At 70.7% G+C, this 16,638-nt stretch carries 16 protein-coding genes and 1 pseudogene; 8 read left to right on the forward strand and 9 right to left on the reverse strand.

Going from position 1 to position 16,638, the window contains the following annotated elements; genetic code table 11:
- Positions 1-17 precede the first annotated feature (17 nt).
- A complete protein-coding gene (locus HJD23_RS04810) occupies positions 18-800 on the forward strand; it encodes an ABC transporter ATP-binding protein (protein ID WP_171113866.1) in 783 nt (260 codons plus the stop codon).
- Between the two features lie 58 nt (positions 801-858).
- Here HJD23_RS04810 and HJD23_RS04815 read toward each other — a convergent pair whose 3' ends face one another.
- Positions 859-1,530, reverse strand: coding sequence for a hypothetical protein (locus tag HJD23_RS04815; protein ID WP_171113867.1), 672 nt, complete (start codon positions 1,528-1,530; stop codon positions 859-861).
- Positions 1,531-1,753: 223 nt separating this feature from the next.
- Here HJD23_RS04815 and HJD23_RS04820 point away from each other — a divergent pair, with 223 nt between their 5' ends.
- The 3 genes from HJD23_RS04820 to HJD23_RS04830 all read left to right on the forward strand — a co-directional run bounded on the left by HJD23_RS04820 (position 1,754) and on the right by HJD23_RS04830 (position 3,405).
- The gene (locus tag HJD23_RS04820; RefSeq protein ID WP_171118719.1) at positions 1,754-2,410 is read left to right on the forward strand and encodes a helix-turn-helix transcriptional regulator; all 657 of its coding nucleotides are present in this window, start codon (positions 1,754-1,756) and stop codon (positions 2,408-2,410) included.
- Between the two features lie 32 nt (positions 2,411-2,442).
- Positions 2,443-2,973, forward strand: coding sequence for a toxin-antitoxin system, toxin component (locus tag HJD23_RS04825; protein WP_171118720.1), 531 nt, complete (start codon positions 2,443-2,445; stop codon positions 2,971-2,973).
- 195 nt (positions 2,974-3,168) lie between these two features.
- Positions 3,169-3,405 carry a hypothetical protein gene (locus HJD23_RS04830; RefSeq protein ID WP_171113868.1) on the forward strand — a complete coding sequence of 79 codons (237 nt, stop codon included), beginning with the start codon at positions 3,169-3,171 and terminating at the stop codon, positions 3,403-3,405.
- A 28-nt stretch (positions 3,406-3,433) separates the two neighbouring features.
- On the opposite strand, the gene HJD23_RS04835 is transcribed toward HJD23_RS04830, so the two are convergent.
- Both HJD23_RS04835 and HJD23_RS04840 read right to left on the reverse strand, forming a co-directional pair.
- Complete coding sequence (locus HJD23_RS04835) at positions 3,434-4,114, reverse strand: 4'-phosphopantetheinyl transferase superfamily protein (protein WP_171113869.1); 681 nt, start codon at positions 4,112-4,114, stop codon at positions 3,434-3,436.
- Positions 4,111-4,971: a metallophosphoesterase gene (locus HJD23_RS04840; RefSeq protein WP_171118722.1), complete on the reverse strand. Its 861-nt coding sequence runs from the start codon at positions 4,969-4,971 to the stop codon at positions 4,111-4,113. The genes HJD23_RS04835 and HJD23_RS04840 overlap by 4 nt, the downstream gene beginning before the upstream one ends.
- Before the next feature lie 293 nt (positions 4,972-5,264).
- Between HJD23_RS04840 and HJD23_RS04845 the strand changes: the two genes are divergently transcribed.
- Positions 5,265-6,386 carry an ATP-grasp domain-containing protein gene (locus tag HJD23_RS04845; protein WP_171113870.1) on the forward strand — a complete coding sequence of 374 codons (1,122 nt, stop codon included), beginning with the start codon at positions 5,265-5,267 and terminating at the stop codon, positions 6,384-6,386.
- 87 nt (positions 6,387-6,473) lie between these two features.
- On the opposite strand, the gene HJD23_RS04850 is transcribed toward HJD23_RS04845, so the two are convergent.
- The 6 genes and pseudogenes from HJD23_RS04850 to HJD23_RS04870 all read right to left on the reverse strand — a co-directional run bounded on the left by HJD23_RS04850 (position 6,474) and on the right by HJD23_RS04870 (position 13,138).
- Positions 6,474-7,298, reverse strand: coding sequence for a sulfotransferase (locus HJD23_RS04850; protein ID WP_232107948.1), 825 nt, complete (start codon positions 7,296-7,298; stop codon positions 6,474-6,476).
- A gap of 290 nt (positions 7,299-7,588) precedes the next feature.
- Positions 7,589-7,840, reverse strand: a pseudogene (locus HJD23_RS04855) (alpha-L-fucosidase); the annotation flags it as partial.
- 30 nt (positions 7,841-7,870) lie between these two features.
- Positions 7,871-7,963, reverse strand: a complete 93-nt coding sequence (locus tag HJD23_RS43445; RefSeq protein ID WP_240980971.1) for an alpha-L-fucosidase — start codon at positions 7,961-7,963, stop codon at positions 7,871-7,873.
- 7 nt (positions 7,964-7,970) lie between these two features.
- Complete coding sequence (locus HJD23_RS04860) at positions 7,971-11,015, reverse strand: glycoside hydrolase family 38 C-terminal domain-containing protein (RefSeq protein ID WP_171113872.1); 3,045 nt, start codon at positions 11,013-11,015, stop codon at positions 7,971-7,973.
- 21 nt (positions 11,016-11,036) lie between these two features.
- Complete coding sequence (locus HJD23_RS04865) at positions 11,037-12,377, reverse strand: 6-phospho-beta-glucosidase (RefSeq protein ID WP_171113873.1); 1,341 nt, start codon at positions 12,375-12,377, stop codon at positions 11,037-11,039.
- Positions 12,374-13,138, reverse strand: coding sequence for a DeoR/GlpR family DNA-binding transcription regulator (locus HJD23_RS04870; RefSeq protein ID WP_171118724.1), 765 nt, complete (start codon positions 13,136-13,138; stop codon positions 12,374-12,376). The genes HJD23_RS04865 and HJD23_RS04870 overlap by 4 nt, the downstream gene beginning before the upstream one ends.
- Before the next feature lie 163 nt (positions 13,139-13,301).
- On the opposite strand from HJD23_RS04870, the gene HJD23_RS04875 reads away from it, so the two are divergent.
- The 3 genes from HJD23_RS04875 to HJD23_RS04885 are packed head-to-tail and all read left to right on the forward strand — an operon-like array spanning position 13,302 to position 16,628.
- Positions 13,302-14,321, forward strand: coding sequence for a carbohydrate kinase family protein (locus tag HJD23_RS04875; RefSeq protein ID WP_171113874.1), 1,020 nt, complete (start codon positions 13,302-13,304; stop codon positions 14,319-14,321).
- A 58-nt stretch (positions 14,322-14,379) separates the two neighbouring features.
- Positions 14,380-15,666 (forward strand): extracellular solute-binding protein, encoded by a 1,287-nt coding sequence (locus tag HJD23_RS04880; RefSeq protein ID WP_171118727.1) that lies wholly within the window; start codon positions 14,380-14,382, stop codon positions 15,664-15,666.
- The gene (locus HJD23_RS04885; protein WP_171113875.1) at positions 15,666-16,628 is read left to right on the forward strand and encodes a sugar ABC transporter permease; all 963 of its coding nucleotides are present in this window, start codon (positions 15,666-15,668) and stop codon (positions 16,626-16,628) included. Before HJD23_RS04880 ends, HJD23_RS04885 begins: the two co-directional genes overlap by 1 nt.
- Positions 16,629-16,638: the final 10 nt, after the last annotated feature.

Raw genomic sequence — 16,638 nt, forward strand, 5'->3', positions numbered from 1 at the left:
ATCCGAAAGGGCGGACCATGCTCGACGTACGCGGCCTGAAGAAGGTGTACGAGGGGTCCGGACGGCGGACGGAGGCGGTGCGCGACCTCACCTTCACCGTGGAGGCCGGGGAACTGGTCTGCCTCGTCGGCCCGTCCGGCTGCGGCAAGACCACTCTGCTGAAGTGCGTGGGCGGCCTGCTCACACCGACGGCCGGTGAGGTGCGGCTGGCGGGGCGGGCGGTGAGCGGGCCGCCGCCCGGGACGGCGTTCGTGTTCCAGGAGTACGGGCGCAGCCTGTTCCCCTGGATGCGGGTCGGTGACAACGTCGAACTGCCCCTGAAGCAGAAGGGCTTGAGCAAGCAGCACCGCCGCGCCCTGGTCGCGGACGCGCTCGACTCGGTCGGGCTCACGGACGCCGCCGGGGCGTATCCCTGGCAGCTGTCCGGTGGTATGCAGCAGCGGGTGGCCATCGCCCGGGCGCTGGCGTACGAACCGGACGTGCTGCTGATGGACGAGCCGTTCGCGGCGGTGGACGCGCAGACCCGCGCCGACCTGGAGGATCTGGTACGGCGGCTGTGGCGGGAGCGCGCGATGACGATCCTGTTCGTCACCCACGACATCGACGAGGCCGTGTACCTCGGCCAACGGGTGATCGTCCTGTCCGCCTCCCCCACCGTCGTACAGGACCAGCTGAAGGTCGATCTGCCGGACGACCGCGACCAGGTGCACACACGGGTGTCCCCGCGCTTCGCCGACCTGCGCACGCATGTGTACGAGCAGATCCAGGCGGCGAAGCGCGGGGGGCGCCACTGGCGGTGACGCGTCACTTGCGCCCGACCGTGGCGCCGTCGGCGACCTGAACGCCGACGGTGCCCGGTCAGGCCTCGGGGGTGGGTACCACCGTGAGATGGCTCGCGGTGCGGCGGTCGCGGGAGCGGCGACGCGGGGCGGGGGCGGGCCGGCGGGGCTCGCGCAGCACCATGGTGAGCCGGGTGCAGCCCATGTCCTGCAGGGTCCTGGGCGTCTCGGCGACGATCCGGCAGTCGGTGGCGCCCCAGCGCGGGTCGGGGTGCAGCAGCGGCCGGACGGCCCCGTCGTGCTCGACGGCCGCCTCGCCGACCGCGCGCACCCAGTGCGGCAGCCCTTGCCGGTAGGCGGCCTCCATGATGGGGTCCTGCGCGATCTCCCGGCGGATGGCCTGCAAGCCGTGGTCGTGGCCGTGCCGCTCCACGGCGGCGGCGAAGTGCGCCAGCATCGGCAGGCACCAGCGCGACTCGTGCTCGCCGAGCACACTGGAGGCGTCCGGGTGGAAGAGCACGAACCTCAGAAAGTTGTCACCCGGCATGGCCGTCGGATGCGGCGCGATCCCGCGGAAGAGTGACGCGAAAGCGCTGTTGGCCAGGACGACGTCCCAGCGGTGGTCGACGACCACGGACGGAAAGGGCACGGCCTCCATGAAGGTGGCGTAGTCCTGGAGATACGACTGGGCCTCGGGATCCTCGGGGACGGACCGCAACGCGGACCGCTGCCCTCCTGCCTGCTGTGCCATCGGGAGGTCACCCCTCTTGCCTATGCGGCCTTCACGCGGCGCCACGATCCTGCTGCCCCGAAGCTTTCCGTGTCAACTATCGTGGCATTTCATGCCGGTTGACGGCTGAAATTGGCCACAGTTGTGGCGAGACCTGGATGTGAGTTCGAAGCACCCGCTACTCTCCGGGAAGTTCACGGCAACCGCTCGCGAGAAGTACGTGAGAGACGTAGGAGACCTGTCGGTGACGGATGGCTACGAGGTTCCCGGCGCCACGGCGACGGCCACCCTGCCGGCCGTGATCGCCCGCGTCGGCGCGCTCGCCGACCGGCTCGGCGTGCCGCACGCGGAGGTCTTCGACACCGTCCGGCTCTCCGTCGCCTGCGGTGTCCCCGAGCCCGTCGTCAAGGACCTGCTGCGCGGCCGCCCCGCCGGCGAGCCCGATGTGCAGGCGCGGTTCCTGCAACGCCTGGACCTGCTGCGCCGCACTCGGCTGAAACCCAACGGGCGCAAGTACACCCAGCAGGAGATCGCCGACGGCGCCGGGATGTCGCGGCAGCAGGCCGGCGCCCTCATCAACGGCGACCGGCGCCCCACCATGGAGCACTGCGACGCCATCCAGCGTTTCTTCCGGGTGCGCGCCGGTTTCCTCACGGCCGAGGACCCCGAGGCGCTCGCGGACACCCTCCAGCGCACCGAGCAGGAGCTGCTGCAGAAGCTCGCCGACCGCGAGCGGGAGGCGGCCGCGGCGGCCGACGACCCGCTGGAGCGGCTGCTCCAGGACCACGGGGTGCGCGGCATCGCCTGGCGGGCCGCCCAACTGCCCACCGACCAGCACCGCGACAAGGTCGCGGAGTGGCTGGACATGCTCCTGGAGAGCGTCAAGCGGCCCGAGTCGTGATCCGGGAGAGAACTGTGGGCATCGGTAAGGAAATGCGCCGCCTGTGCGGCGAGCTGGTCACGGAGCTGGCGCTGCCCGCGCCGGCCCGGCCCGCCGACCTGTACGCCGCGCTGTGCGACGCGATGAGCAGACGCCGCGGCCGCCCCGTCCACTTCCGTACGGCCGCCTTCCCGCCCGGCACGGCCAGCGGGCTGTGGCTCGACATGGCCGACCAGGACCTCGTGGTCATCGAGGAACGCACCGCACCCGACCACCAGTTGGTGATCCTCGGGCACGAGCTGTGGCACATGAAGGCCGGGCACTGCAGCCATCACGTCGAGGGCGCCGCGGTCGCGGCCCGCTTACTCGACGACAACGCCGACCTCCAGGCGACCGTCCTGAAGGTCGCCGCCCGCACCCGCTTCGACCTCGCCGACGAGAAGGAGGCGGAGAGCTTCGGACTGCTGCTCGCCAGCAAGTGCCGCACGTGGCTGGCGGGTTCGGCGGTCCGAGGGCCGGTGCAGCGGGATCATCTGGCGGGGCGGATCGAGGCGTCGCTGGGGTACGTCGGGCCGCAGCACTAGGTTCGGCCTTCAGCCTCACCGCACCGGCTCTCAGCCTCCCGGCATCGGGTTTCCCCTCCGCTGAGCGGGCGAACCGAGGCGCGGCCGAGCCGGATTGTCAGTGGTGGACGGCAAGCTGGGAGTGCGCCGTCGAATGTGGGGGCGTACGTGCCGTCCGGGCACGTGTTGCGACGACGAGGGCGGGAGAGCCGACCGATGCCCACTGCCGTACTGACCGACCGGGAACGCACCGCAGTACAGGCCTATCTGCGCCTGCTGCAGACCGTACGAGCGGCGTTCGACACCGTGGCCGGCCCGCCGGACGCCCGCCGACCACCCGTCGTCCCGCCCGCCGTCCTCGCCGAGGCGGAACAGGCGCTGTCCGAGGCGGGCCTGACGGGCAACGAGGAGGCGTTCTTCCGCCTGTTGCAGAGCTGGTGCCCGGAGCGCTGAGAGCGGACCGACGGCCGCACGCCCGTCGTCAGGCGTGCGGCACCGTCACCGACGTGGCCACCAGCCCCCGCTGGACCGTCCAGCGGCCGTCGAAGGAGCCGAGACGGCGGCCGTCGACCACGGGACCGGGCACGAGCAGTTCGGCGTGGAACCGGCCCTGCGCCGCCCCGTCGGGGCCGACGACGATCTCTATGTCGGCCTCCGAGAAGTCCAGCCACTTCCGGGTGAGCGGGAACCACGCCTTGTAGACGGACTCCTTGGCGCTGAACAGCAGGCGCTCCCAGTGGACGCCCGGGTGGCGCGCGGTGAGCCGGCGCAGCCGGTCCTGCTCGCTCGGCAGGGCCACGGCCTCCAGCACACCGGCCGGGAGCGGTGCGTGCGGTTCGGCGTCGATGCCGAGGGAGGCCAGGTCGGTGGCGCGGACCAGGGCCGCGGCGCCGTAGCCGTCGCAGTGGGTCATGCTGCCGACCAGACCGGCCGGCCAGCCGGGCGCGCCGCGCTCGCCGGGCAGGACGGCCTGCGGGGGCACGCCGAGCTTCTCCATGGCGCGGCGGGCACAGGCGCGTACCACGGCGAACTCGCGCTGCCGTTTGGCGACTGCCTGGGCGACGATCGCCGCCTCCTCCGGGTACAGCGGCGCGGGCTCGGTCCCGTCGTCGCCGTGCACCTCCACGGACACCACCGGGTCGGGCAGCAGCTCCTCGATCACGGCGTCGTGTCCTTGCCCGGCAGAATGCGGCGCAGCCGGCCCGGCGGCTCCTTGCGCTTGCGCCACTCGCGCGGATAGCCCACCGACACCTCCTCGAAGCGGACACCCTCGTGGTACGTGGTGCGTGGGATGTGCAGATGGCCGTAGACCATCGTCTCGACCCGGAACCGGCGGTGCCAGTCGGCGGTCAGCCGGGTTCCGCACCACATGGCGAACTCCGGGTACCACAGGACCTCGGTCGGGTGACGGTCCAGCGGATAGTGGTTGACCAGCACGGTCGGCAGGTCCTCCGGGATCTCGGCGAGCCGCCGCTCGGTCTCCTCGACCCGCGCCCGGCACCAGGCCTCGCGCGTGGGATAGGGGTCCGGGTGCAGCAGATACTCGTCATTGCACACGATCCCGGTCGAGTGCGCGTACGCCAGCCCCTCGTCCTTGGTGGTGCAGCCGGAGGGCAGGAAGCTGTAGTCGTACAGCAGGAACAGCGGCGCCACGGCCACCGGGCCGCCGGGGCCCTCCCAGACCGGGTACGGGTCCTCGGGTGTCGTCACGCCCAGCTCACGGCACATCTCGACCAGATGCTCGTAGCGGGCGACGCCGCGCAGGGTGACGGGGTCGGACGGGTGGGTCCACAGCTCGTGGTTGCCGGGGGCCCAGATCACCTTGCGGAAGCGGCCCGCGAGGGTCTCGAGCGCCCAGCGGATGCGGGACACGCTCTCCGCCACGTCCCCGGCCACCAGCAGCCAGTCGTCATCGGTCTCGGGGCGCATCCTCTCGACCAGCTCGCGGTTCTCCGCGTACCCGATGTGCAGGTCGCTGATGGCCAGCAGTTGCCCGGCACCACCGGCCGTCGGTGTCACCTGTCGCCCCCTCACGATCACACGGTCGGGACCACGAGAACACATGCGCGCCTCGGTCGGCAAGCGCGACCGGAGTGTACCGGGGGATATCGGGAACCCCCGCCGCAGGTGGATGTGATCGGAAATTCCGTAACACGCGCGTTGCACGCGGCGGCCCGGTGAAGCCGTATGATCGCCCCAACACCACCGCCCACTACCTCCCTTCACACGGGGCGGTTCGGTGTCCCTCCAACCACCCCCTGGCCGGGCCGGCCCCGCTCCGCCGTGCCCGCGAACCGTGAAAGGCGGCCTGCATGGTCTCTCGCGTACGCGTCTGGCTCAACCGCACGTACGCGGAGAACGTGTTCTTCATGGATCAGCTGCGGAGAAATCCCAGCGACCGGGCCGTCGAGATCCATGCCACCCACGGCGACCCCGACTCGCCCGTCCTCGCCGCCGCCGACACCGCCGATCTGGAGCCCGAGGGCCTGTCCCCCGCCGCGTACGTCGAGTTCGCCCTGGCCGTGTGCGCCAAGCGGGCGATCGACGTGTTCGTGCCGCGTCTGCACCAGGCAGCGATCGTGGCGCACCGCGCCGAGTTCGAGGCGGTCGGTACGGCGCTGCTGGCGCCGCCGCCGGAGGCCGTGGCCGTCTTCCGGGACAAGGTGATCGCCTACGAGGCGGTCCAGGCGATCGGCGTGCCGGTGCCGCCGTGGTGGCGGGTGCGCAGCGCCGACGAACTCCTCGCCGCCGTCGAGGAGTTGGAGGCGGGTGGGCACAAGGCATGCTTCAAGCCGGCGTCCGGTGCGGGCGGGGTGGGCTTCCGCGTGATCACGCGCGCCCCCTTCTCGCTGCTGCACCTCAGCGGGTTCCCGACGCCGTACGTCCAGCTCGACCTGGTGCTGCGGGCGCTGCGCGAGGCCGACGAGCCGGTGGACTGGCTGGTGATGCCGCGGCTGGAGCAGCCGGAGGTGTCCGTCGACTGCCTCACCGGGCGCGACAACGTGGTCCGGCTGGCCGTCGGGCGGACGAAGAACGGGCGTCGGCGCGGGTTCACGCTGGACGAGCGGTTCGTGGAGCCGGCGCGGCGGATCGCCGAGGGGTTCGGGCTGCACCATCTGTCCAACGTCCAGTTCCGGATGTTCGGTGAGCAGCCGGTGCTGATGGATGTCAACACGCGTCCGGCCGGTGGGTTGCACCAGCTGTCGCTGTGCGGGGTGAATGCGCCGTGGGCCGCGGTGCGGGTTGCCCTCGGCGATGATCCGGGGGTGATCGAGCCGCCGTTCCTCGGGCAGGACTACACGGTGGTGTCTGCTCCGCGGCCGGTGCGGGGGGTATCCGTTCCGCCGCAGCGGGTGGAGGAGGCCGCGGTGTTGCCGACGGCCGTTGCGGAGCCGGCGCCGGTTCAGGCTGCGGCGGAGGTGCTGCCGCTTTAGGTTGTGTGCCAGGTGCGGGGGTGTGGGGGCTTGTCGCGCAGTTCCCCGCGCCCCTTTACCGGCGCCGCACTTCTGTCGCTTCAAGTGCTAGGTCGGGTAGCCCCACGTCTTTGCCAACTCCGTTAGGCGGGGCGGCAGTTCAGTGGTGAGGTCCGCCGGGCGGGCGGGCTGGATGCGGCCCGACTTGAGGGTGCTGCTCCAGTCGCCGAGCTGGGGGCGGAACGTGCCGTGGTCGCGGCTGCCGTAGTCGAGCATGCCGCTCTCCCACTCGACGCCGAGGTACTCGCACACGCCGCGCGTCGTCTTCTCCGGCTCGGCGGTGAGTTCCTCGTACGTGATCACGTGCGCGCCGTCGAGGTTCCGACGCGCCTCCTCCAGCTTCTCCGCGTACCCGAGCACCTCTTCGTGGATGGCATCGAGATCGGGGTTCTCCCGACGCTCGATCAGGGACGCGATGATCGCGCCCGGGTGGCGCAGCAGGAGGATGTACCGGGCGTTCGGCCAGCATCGCTCCAGCCGGGGCCAGATGAGGGTGTTGGGCGGCGTCTTGTCGACGATGACGTCCTTGCCGCTGCGGGTCAGCTCCAGGTGCAGGATGCGGTCCCACAGGACGTGCTCCAACTCCTGTTTGTCGAGCTTCAGTTCCTGCATGGCGGCCGCGGTGAAGCTGCGGGTCAGCTGCACATGGAGCGTGCGCAGGTGCATCTCGTGCGGGGCCCGGATGCGGCTGTGGCTGTTGAGCAGGACCCGCAGGAGGGTCGAGCCGGAGCGCACCGAGGAGAGCACGAAGACCGGCGAGTCCACCAGCCGGGGGGCGCGCGGGGCGGTGTACGACGACTGCTCCGGCCCGGCGCTCCGGGGTGCGGGAATGGCGCTCAGGGTCCGGCGCGGCGGGCTCACCGCCTCGATCATCAGCCTCCCTCGACGCCTCAGCCCCTTGCCTATCGAAGACATACGCGGGTCTCGCACCGTGACACCTCTCTCTTGCCGCCGTGCCTCCAAATGTCAGGGGCAGCAGGCGAACTCCAGGTGTCCAAAAGGCAAAGAGCCGGCGTCACGGACGCCCGCTTTCCGCCCATGACCTGGCGCTTTACCACATCATTAAAACTTCCTGGGAGTTCCTGTCAACTGGCTGGGCGATCGGGGGATCAGAACCGCCCCGACCCGCGGTACAGGTCACGTGGTGGGACAGCTCGGTGCCGGCGCGGGGCGTCGAAGAGGGTCAGGTACAGCGTGCGGCGGTCCGGGGAGAGGGTGCTCGGACCGTAGTGGTGCCCGGCGGGCAGGCCGCGCACGGTCCCGTACACGGCCTCCGCGTGCCGGCGGATCAGCAGGTTGCCCCCGCCGCCGATCGTCTCGGTGAAGTAGCGGACCAGTTGGTCGACCGACTTGTGGTGGTGGTCGTGGTGCTGGCGGATCAGCGCGGCCAGCTCGGGGATGCGCCACTGCAGGTCCTCATCCGGCGATCAGGTCGCGGCCCACGTTCAGGGCGCCGTGGGCGGTGTCCCACAGGGCGACGCGTAGATGCCCCAGTGGACGAAGATCCCCAGCTTGGCGTCGGTGAACCACTGCTGCATGGGCACGCTAGCTCCGGGCCAGTCGAAGGGTCAGGATCTCAAAGGGCCGCAGTGAGACGGGGACGCCGCCGTCACCGTCGATTTCCGTGTCCCGAAGCGGCCGTTCCAGCAGGTCCGTCACCTGGGCGCCCGCGAGGGGGAAGCCGGTGCGCAGGACGCCGGTGGCGCGGCCGCCGCGGGACTCGTAGAGGCGTACGACGACGTCGCCGGAGCGGTCGTCGGCGAGCTTCACCGCCTCGACGGTCACGCCCGTGCCCGCCACGGAGACGACGGGCTCCGGGGCGCCCGCGGAGTCCGCCACGCGCAGCGGCAGGTTGAGGGCGTACCCCTCGGCGATCGCGTCCTCGATGGTCGCCCCGGGCAGCAGGGCGTATGTGAAGCGGTGGCGGCCCTGGTCGGCCTCCGGGTCCGGGACACGCGGGGCGCGGACGAGGCTGAGGGCGACGGTGGTGGTCGTACCGCCGTCCTCGCGGACCGTGCGGGTGACGTCGTGGCCGTAGGTGGAGTCGTTGAGGACGGCGACGCCGTAGCCGGGCTCGGCGATGTGCACCCAGCGGTGGCCGGAGACCTCGAAGCGGGCCGACTCCCAGCTGGTGTTGGTGTGCGTGGGACGCTGGACGTGGCCGAACTGGATCTCGGCGGAGGAGTGGGGTGCCCGGACGTCAACCGGGAAGGCCGCCTTGAGGATCTTCTCGGCCTCGTGCCAGTCGATCTCGGTCTCGATGTCGATGCGGGGGCTGCCGGAGCGGAGGGTGATCGTCTGGGTGATCTTCGAGCCCCGGCCGAAGGACCGCTCGACCTTCAGGGCGCCGAGCAGCGGGTCCCGCTCCACGACGGTGATGGAGTCGGCGTCCAGCAGGTCGGTGTAGCGGTTCCTGTAGTGCTTGTCGATGTCCCAGGCGTCCCAGTAGTTGGGCAGGTCCGTGTGGAGGCGGAGCAGATTGCCGGGGCCCGCGAGGACCTCGCGGTGCGCGCGGAGGTCGCGGACGGAGGCGAGGGTGCCGTCGTCTCCGACGGTCACGCGGACGAGGCCGTTGTCGAGGGTGCGGTCGGTGACGACCACCATGTCGGGGGTCGGGGCGTTGTCCAGGGGCGCGCTGCCGTTCGCCGGGACCTGCACGACGGTGGTCTCGCCGTCGGCGCTCCGGACCACCTCGTGCCGGTCGAACGGGCTGGTGTTGAACGCCCGCGCCTCGCCCGTCCCCAGCGCCGCCAGCGCCTCCCGCGTCAGCGCCTCCAGCTCCTGCGCCACCCGCGCGTACTCGGCTTCCGCCTCCCGGTGCACCCACGCGATCGACGAGCCCGGCAGGATGTCGTGGAACTGGTGGAGCAGGACCGTCTTCCACAGGCGGTCGAGCCGCTCGTACGGGTACGCGTAGCCCGGCGCGTGCAGGGCCGCCGTCGTCGCCCACAACTCCGCCTCGCGCAGCCGGTGTTCGCTGCGCCGGTTGCCCTGTTTGGTGCGGGCCTGGGTGGTGTACGTGGCGCGGTGCAGCTCCAGGTAGAGCTCGCCGGCCCAGACCGGGGCGTCCGGGTACTCGGCGCGGGCGGCGGCGAAGAAGTCGTCCGGGTGTTCGATGCGGACCTTCGCCGAGCCCTCAAGGTCGGCGAGGCGCCGGGCGCGCTCCAGCATCTCGCGGGTGGGACCGCCGCCGCCGTCGCCGTGGCCGAAGGGCGCCAGGGATGTCGTACCGCGGCCCTTGTCCTGGTAGTTGCGGACGGCGTGGGCCATCTCCTTGCCGGAGAACTCGGCGTTGTAGGTGTCGACGGGCGGGAAGTGGGTGAAGATGCGGGTGCCGTCGATGCCCTCCCACCAGAAGGTGTGGTGCGGGAACTTGTTGGTCTGGTTCCAGGAGATCTTCTGGGTGAGGAACCACTCGTTGCCGGCGAGCTTGGCGAGCTGCGGGTAGGCGGCGGTGTAGCCGAAGGAGTCGGGCAGCCACACGCCCTTGGTCTCGATGCCGAAGTGCTCCATGAAGAAGCGCTTGCCGTGGATCAGCTGGCGGGCCATGGCCTCACCGCCGGGCAGGTTCCCGTCGGCCTCCACCCACATGCCGCCGACCGGCGCCCAGCTGCCGTCGGCGACGGCCTTCTTGATCCGGTCCCACACCTGCGGGTAGTTGTCGCGCACCCACTCGTACTGCTGGGCCTGTGAGCAGGCGAAGACGAACTCCTCGTACTCCTCGGCGAGCGCGGTGACGTTGGAGAAGGTGCGGGAGGTCTTGCGCTTGGTCTCGCGGATCGGCCACAGCCACGCGGAGTCGATGTGCGCGTGGCCGACGGCGGAGAGGGTGTGCGCGCTGGCATGCGCGGGCCTGGCCAGGACGGGGGCGAGGACCGCTCGGGCGTCGGCCGCCGTTGCCGAGATGTCGTCGAGGTCCAGGGCGTCCATCGCACGGTCCAGCGCGTGCATGATCTCGTGGCGGCGCGGATCGTGCTCGCTCAGCTCCAGCATCAGCTCGCGCAGCACCTCGACGTCGAGGGAGAGGTGCCAGACCTCCTCGTCGAGGATCGCGAGGTCGGCGCGGCTGAAGGTGTAGAGGGGCTGGTCCCCGGCGGTGAGGACGTCGCCGAGGGGAGTCGGCGCCGCGAAGTCGTTCGCCAGGATGTCGGGGTTCGACGCCGCCTCGACCAGATAGTCGACCGGCTCCCCGCCCGCGGCCGGGTGCGCGATCGGCACGTACTGGTTCTGCGGGTTGACCGCCTTCAGCGGGGTGCCGTCCGCGAGGTGGACCAGGGCCTCGGCCTGGTTGCCGGGCCAGTCGCCGACGAAGCCCAGGTCGATGACCGCCTCGACACGTCGGCCCGCCCAGTCGGCGGGGACCTGCCCGCGCATACGGAACCAGGTCGTCCCCCAGGGCGGGCCCCAGGGGGTGTTCATGGCGAAGGGCTCGTACGGGGCGGCTGCGGCCTCCGCGAACGGGACCGGCTCGCCCGGTGCCTGCCAGGACTCGACGGTGAGGGGAACGGTGGCCGCGTAGATCGCGGGCTTGATGCGCTGGTGGTGGACGCGCTCGACGCGCTCCTCGATCCGGCGGCGTTCGTCGTGCATGGAACTGCCCTCCTCGGGGCGCTACTTGAGGTACGAAAGGCCGGGGTGGACGGCTGTGTAACCGTCGACGAGCCGCCGGGCCACGTTGACCGAATCGACCAGCGGGTGCAGTGCGAAGGCCTTCACGGCGGTGCGCCGGGATCCGGAGTCCGCCGCCGACAGCACCTCGCGCTCGACCGCCTTCACCGCGCAGACCAGGCCGGTGGCGTGGTCCGGCAGCGGGTCCACGGCGACCGGGTGCGCGCCGTTGGCGTCGACCAGGGACGGGACCTCGATGACAGCCTCCGTGTCGAGCACCGACAGCGTGCTGCGGTTGCGGACGTTGAGGATCAGCGTCGTGCGCTCGTCCCGCGCGATGGCCCGCATCAGCGCCAGCGCCACCTTCTCGTACCCGCCGGACAGGTCGTCGGCGTCGCGCTCACCGGCGCCCGCCGTCTGACGGTTCTCCGCCATGTACGTGGCCTCGCGCTCGGCGCGGGTGGCGTCCCAGGCGTGCAGCGCGGCGGCGTCCGGGTTGCGCATCTCCTCGTAGAAACGGGCCTGCTGGTCGCGCAGGAAAGCCCCGCGCGTCTGCCCGGCCTGCTGGTAGGCGCGGACGGCTTCCCGGTTGAAGTAGTAGTAGTGCAGGTACTCGTTGGGGATCGCGCCCAGCGACTGGAGCCAGTCGGGGCCGAAGAGCTTGCCCTCCTCGAAGGAGCCGAGCAGGTCAGGGTCGGCGAGCAGGCGCGGGAGTTCGTCCCGGCCCGCGACGCGCAGGCCGCGCACCCAGCCGAGGTGGTTGAGGCCGACGTAGTCGATCCACGCCTCCGCCGGGTTCTTCACGCCGAGCACGCGGGCGATACGGCGACCGAGGCCCACCGGCGAGTCGCAGATGCCGATGACGCGGTCGCCGAGGTGGCGGGACATGGCCTCGGTGACCAGTCCGGCCGGGTTGGTGAAGTTGATGACCCAGGCGTCGGGGGCGAGCCGGGCCACACGCCGGGCGATGTCGACGGCGACCGGCACGGTCCGCAGGCCGTAGGCGATGCCGCCCGCGCCGACCGTCTCCTGGCCCAGGACGCCCTCCGCGAGCGCCACCCGCTCGTCGTCGGCGCGTCCCTGAAGGCCGCCGACGCGGATCGCGGAGAAGACGAAGTCGGCGCCGCGCAGGGCCTCGTCGAGGTCGGTGGTGGCGGTGACCTCGGGCGCGTCGGGGACACCGGCGGCCTGCTCGGCCAGGACACGGGTGACCGCGTTCAGACGACCGGCGTCCAGATCATGCAGCACGACGTGCGTCACCCGGCCCTCGGCATGGTCCCCGAGGAGCGCCCCGTACACGAGCGGCACCCGGAATCCGCCGCCGCCCAGAATCGTCAGCTTCACGCTTGCACCTTTCCCGCCACGACCACCTCGACGCCGGCCTCCTCCAGGGAGGACCGCGTCGCCGCGTTCACCGGCGCGTTCGTCACCACCACGTCCAGGTCCTCGGGACCGCAGACCTTCGCCATGCCCGTACCCGGGAACTTCGCCGCGTCCGCGAGCAGGACGACCTTGTCACCGGCCTTGATCATGGCCCGCTTGACCGGAACCTCGACGACGGTCGTGTCCATCACCTGCCCTCCCGGCCGCACCCCGCTGGTGCCGAGGAAGAGCCAGTCGGCGTGCAGCTGGCGCAGGTTGTCCTCGGTGAGGAAGCCGACCAGGGAGCGGTACTCGCGGCGGACCATGCCGCCGAGCAGCACCAGTTCGATGCCCTCGTCGTCGGCGAGTTCCTCGTACACCACGAGGTTGCTGGTGATCACGGTGAGGCGGCGGCCGTGCAGCTGGCGGGCCAGCCGGTAGGCGGTGGTGCCGATGTCGAGGAGCACCGACTGACCGTCCTCGATCATCGCGGCCGCGTGCACCGCTATGGCGTCCTTCTCGGGCACCCGCACCTCGGCGACCTCGGCGAAGGGCTGGTCGCCCTCGTCGACCACGGCGCCGCCGTGCACGCGCGTGAGCAGGCCGTCCTCTTCGAGCTTCACCAGGTCGCGCCGGATGGTGGCGGGGCTCACGCCCAGCTGCTCGGAGAGATCGGTCACGGCCGCGGGGCCGCCGGAGCGCAGGGCCCGCAGGATGAGTTGGTGTCGTCGTTCTGCCAGCACGCCGTGAACAGTACTCGTCATTCGCAATCATTTCTATGCTCACTTCTGCTCGGGTATTGACCAAACTCCCGGAGCGGCGCACGATTCCCGTCAACTCCCGTCAGCGAAGTTGACGACTTTTGATCGAGGGTTTGAGCGAAAGTTTGAGCGAGAGGATGCGCGCGTGGACGATCAACGGCCCGATGTGCTGCTGACCGGGCTGCTCTTCTACGACCTCGTCCTCACGGGTCTGGGCAAGCCGCCGACGCCGGGCGAGGAGATCTGGACGACCGGCATGGGCTGCGGCCCGGGCGGGATCGCCAACCTGGCGGTGGCCGCGTCCCGGTTCGGCCTGTCGACATCCCTCGCCACCGTCTTCGGCGACGACTTCTACGGCGGCCACTGCCGCGAGATCCTCGCCGGCCAGGAGGGCGTCGACCTCGCGCTCTCCCGCACGGCGGACGGCTGGCACACCCCGGTCACCGTCTCCCTCGCCCACGGTCACGACCGCGCCCTCGTCACCCACGGCCGCGTCCCGCCGTACTCGCAGGACACGCTGATGGGCGACCCGCCCCCGGCACGCACCGCCCTGGTGCACCTCGAGGCAGAGCCGCACGCCTGGCTCGCCAAGGCCGCCGCGAACGGCACCCTCATCCACGCCGATGTCGGCTGGGACCCCACCCAGGAGTGGTCCCGCGACCTGCTCGACCAGCTCTCCCTCTGCCACGCCTTCCTCCCCAACGAGACCGAGGCGATGGCCTACACCCGCACCGACAGCGCCCTCGCCGCCCTCGGCACGCTCGCCGAACTGGTGCCGGTGGCCGTCGTGACGCGCGGCGGCGACGGCGCGATCGCCGTCGACCAGACCACCGGCGAGTTCGCGGACGTCCCCGTCCTCGACGTCGACGTGCTGGACGCGACGGGCGCCGGTGACGTGTTCGGCGCGAGTTTCGTCGCGGCGTCGCTCGGCGGCTGGCCCCTGGAGGAACGGCTGCGGTTCGCCGTGCTGGCCGCCGGGCTGTCCGTGGGACGGCACGGCGGAGCGCTCGCCGCGCCCGGCTGGTACGGCGTCGACCGCTGGTGGCGGACGGTCGAGGATCCCGAAGTCAGGCGGGCCTACGGCTTCCTGGCGGACCGGATCCCGGCGGACCCCGGGCCGCCCGTCGCGTACGCCCCCGTCACCCCACCCGCACGGCACCTCTGACTCCCCCCACGCACGTCTCATGCGAAGTCCCGAACAGATCCGAAAGGCGGTGGGAGCTGTGCGGCTCTCACGAAGAGGCCTGCTCCGCGCGGGCCTGGCCGGTACGGCCGCCACGGCGCTCGGCGGACTGACGTCCGGCTGCGCCGTTCCGACCGGTTCGACCGGCCGGAACATGGTCCTGTGGTACTGGAGCGGCGGTCTGAGCGACACCGTCGTCAAGGAGGCCAAGGCCCGCTATGACAACGTCGTCAGTCTCAAGGCCCAGCAGATCGGCGGCTACTACCGGTCCAAGCTGATCACCACCATGGCCGGCCGCGCCCACATCCCCGACATCGCGGGGCTCAAGGGCGAGGACATGGCCTCGTACCTGCCGAACGCCGACCAGTTCGTGGATCTGCGCACGCTCGGCGCCGACAAGCTCAAAAGCCAGTACCTGGACTGGAAATGGCAACAGGCGGTCGCCCCGGACGGCAGCCTCATCGGGTTCCCGATCGACGTGGGACCGGTCGTGCACTACTACCAGCAGGCGGTCTTCGAGAAGGCCGGGCTGCCGTACGAGCCGGACGACGTCTCGCAGGAACTGGACACCTGGGAGAAGTTCTTCGCGGCGGGCGAGCAGCTCAAGAAGCGGATACCGGGGACGTACATCCTGACCGACGTCGGCAGCGTCTTCGAGATGTCGATCGGCCAGGGCACCACACGCTTCGTCGACAGGAACCGCCACTTCATCGGCGACGGCGAACATGTCCGCACCTGCTGGGACCGAGCCGTGGAGGCCAAGCGGCGCGGGATCGTGTCGGACATCGTGACCGGCACGCCCGACTCGATCTCGGCCACCGAGAAGGGGCAACTGCCCAGCCAGCTGAACGCCTCCTGGGCGGCCGGCGACCTCAAGCTGCAGTATCCGAAGACCGAGGGCAGGTGGCGGGTCGCGAACTGCCCCGGCGGCCCCTCGAACGTCGGCGGCTCGTTCCTGTCGATCACCAAGGCGTGCCGGGAGCCCGAACGGGCCTTCGAGATCATCACCTGGATACTCAACGCCGACAACCAGGCGCAGGGCTTCGTCGAGGCCGGGCTGTTCCCCTCCACCCCGGCCTCGTACGAGATGAGGAAGCTGCGCGAGCCCGACCCGTTCTTCGGCGACCAGATCACGATGGACGTCTTCGGTCCGGCCGCCGAGAAGATCCCGGTCGCCTTCAACAGCCCGTACGACATCGCGCTCGGGCAACCGATCCGGGACGAGATCAAGAACGTCGGCGTCCTCGGCAAGGACCCGGAGAAAGCCTGGAGTGACGCCATGAGCAAGTGCCGCCGGATCGCCGACCACCTTGGGGTGAGCCACTGATGACCACCCTCCCCGCAGTGGAGAAGCCCCCGACGGTGCTTCAGGACACACCCGCCGCCCGGCCGAAGAGCGGCCTTAGCAAGCACTGGCACCTCTACGCCGCCATCTCCCCCTTCTACCTCCTCTTCCTCGCCTTCGGCCTGATCCCCGTCGGCTTCTCGCTCTACCTCTCCTTCCACCGCTGGGACGGCCTCGGCTCGATGGAGTGGGCGGGCCTGGCGCAGTACCAGTACCTGCTGACCGACAGCGACTTCTGGCAGTCGATCGGGAACACGATCGTCATCTGGGCACTGGCCACGTTCCCCATGATCTTCCTCGCCATGGTGACGGCCGTGATGCTCAACTCGGCGGTGCGCTTCAAGAACGTCTACCGCTTCGCGTACTTCCTGCCGAACGTGACGTCCATCGTCGCGGTCGCGATCATCTTCGGTTCCGTCTTCTCCACCAACTTCGGCCTGATGAACGCCCTGTTGCAGGCGGTCGGCCTGGACCAGGTGGCGTGGCTGAACACGCCGTGGGGCATCAAGGTCGCCATCGCCACGCTGATGACCTGGCAGTGGACCGGCTACAACGCGATCATCTTCCTCGCCGGGCTCCAGACCATCCCGAGCGATCTGTACGAGGCGGCGCGCATCGACGGCGCCGGGCCGGTGCAGACGTTCTTCCGGGTCACGCTGCCGCTGATGCGGCCGGTGCTGCTGTTCGTGCTCGTCGTCTCGACGGTGACCGGACTGCAGAGCTTCGCCGAGCCTCAGGTGCTGCTCCAGACCACGGCGAACGAGTCGACGTTCTCGGGCGGCCCCGACCACGCCGGCCGGACCATGGTCCTCTACTTCTTCCAGCAGACCTTCGACAACAACGACTTCGGTTACGGCGCCGCCGTCGCGTGGGGCATCTTCCTGGTCGTCGTCCTCTTCTCGATCATCAACTGGCGCCTGGTGCAGCGCCGGGGCGAAGCATAGGGAGGCCGGT

This window comes from Streptomyces sp. Z423-1 (assembly GCF_013009255.1).
Classification (GTDB): Bacteria; Actinomycetota; Actinomycetes; order Streptomycetales; family Streptomycetaceae; genus Streptomyces; species Streptomyces gossypiisoli.

Excerpts from the sequence above, each read along its gene's own strand:
- HJD23_RS04830 (WP_171113868.1), top strand. The coding sequence starts at position 3,169 with ATGCCCACTGCCGTACTGACCGACCGGGAACGCACCGCAGTACAGGCC.
- HJD23_RS04825 (WP_171118720.1), top strand. The coding sequence starts at position 2,443 with ATGCGCCGCCTGTGCGGCGAGCTGGTCACGGAGCTGGCGCTGCCCGCG.
- HJD23_RS04860 (WP_171113872.1), bottom strand. The coding sequence starts at position 11,015 with ATGCACGACGAACGCCGCCGGATCGAGGAGCGCGTCGAGCGCGTCCAC.
- HJD23_RS04885 (WP_171113875.1), top strand. The coding sequence starts at position 15,666 with ATGACCACCCTCCCCGCAGTGGAGAAGCCCCCGACGGTGCTTCAGGAC.
- HJD23_RS04815 (WP_171113867.1), bottom strand. The coding sequence starts at position 1,530 with ATGGCACAGCAGGCAGGAGGGCAGCGGTCCGCGTTGCGGTCCGTCCCC.
- HJD23_RS04850 (WP_232107948.1), bottom strand. The coding sequence starts at position 7,298 with ATGATCGAGGCGGTGAGCCCGCCGCGCCGGACCCTGAGCGCCATTCCC.
- HJD23_RS04810 (WP_171113866.1), top strand. The coding sequence starts at position 18 with ATGCTCGACGTACGCGGCCTGAAGAAGGTGTACGAGGGGTCCGGACGG.
- HJD23_RS04845 (WP_171113870.1), top strand. The coding sequence starts at position 5,265 with ATGGTCTCTCGCGTACGCGTCTGGCTCAACCGCACGTACGCGGAGAAC.
- HJD23_RS43445 (WP_240980971.1), bottom strand. The coding sequence starts at position 7,963 with ATGCAGCAGTGGTTCACCGACGCCAAGCTGGGGATCTTCGTCCACTGG.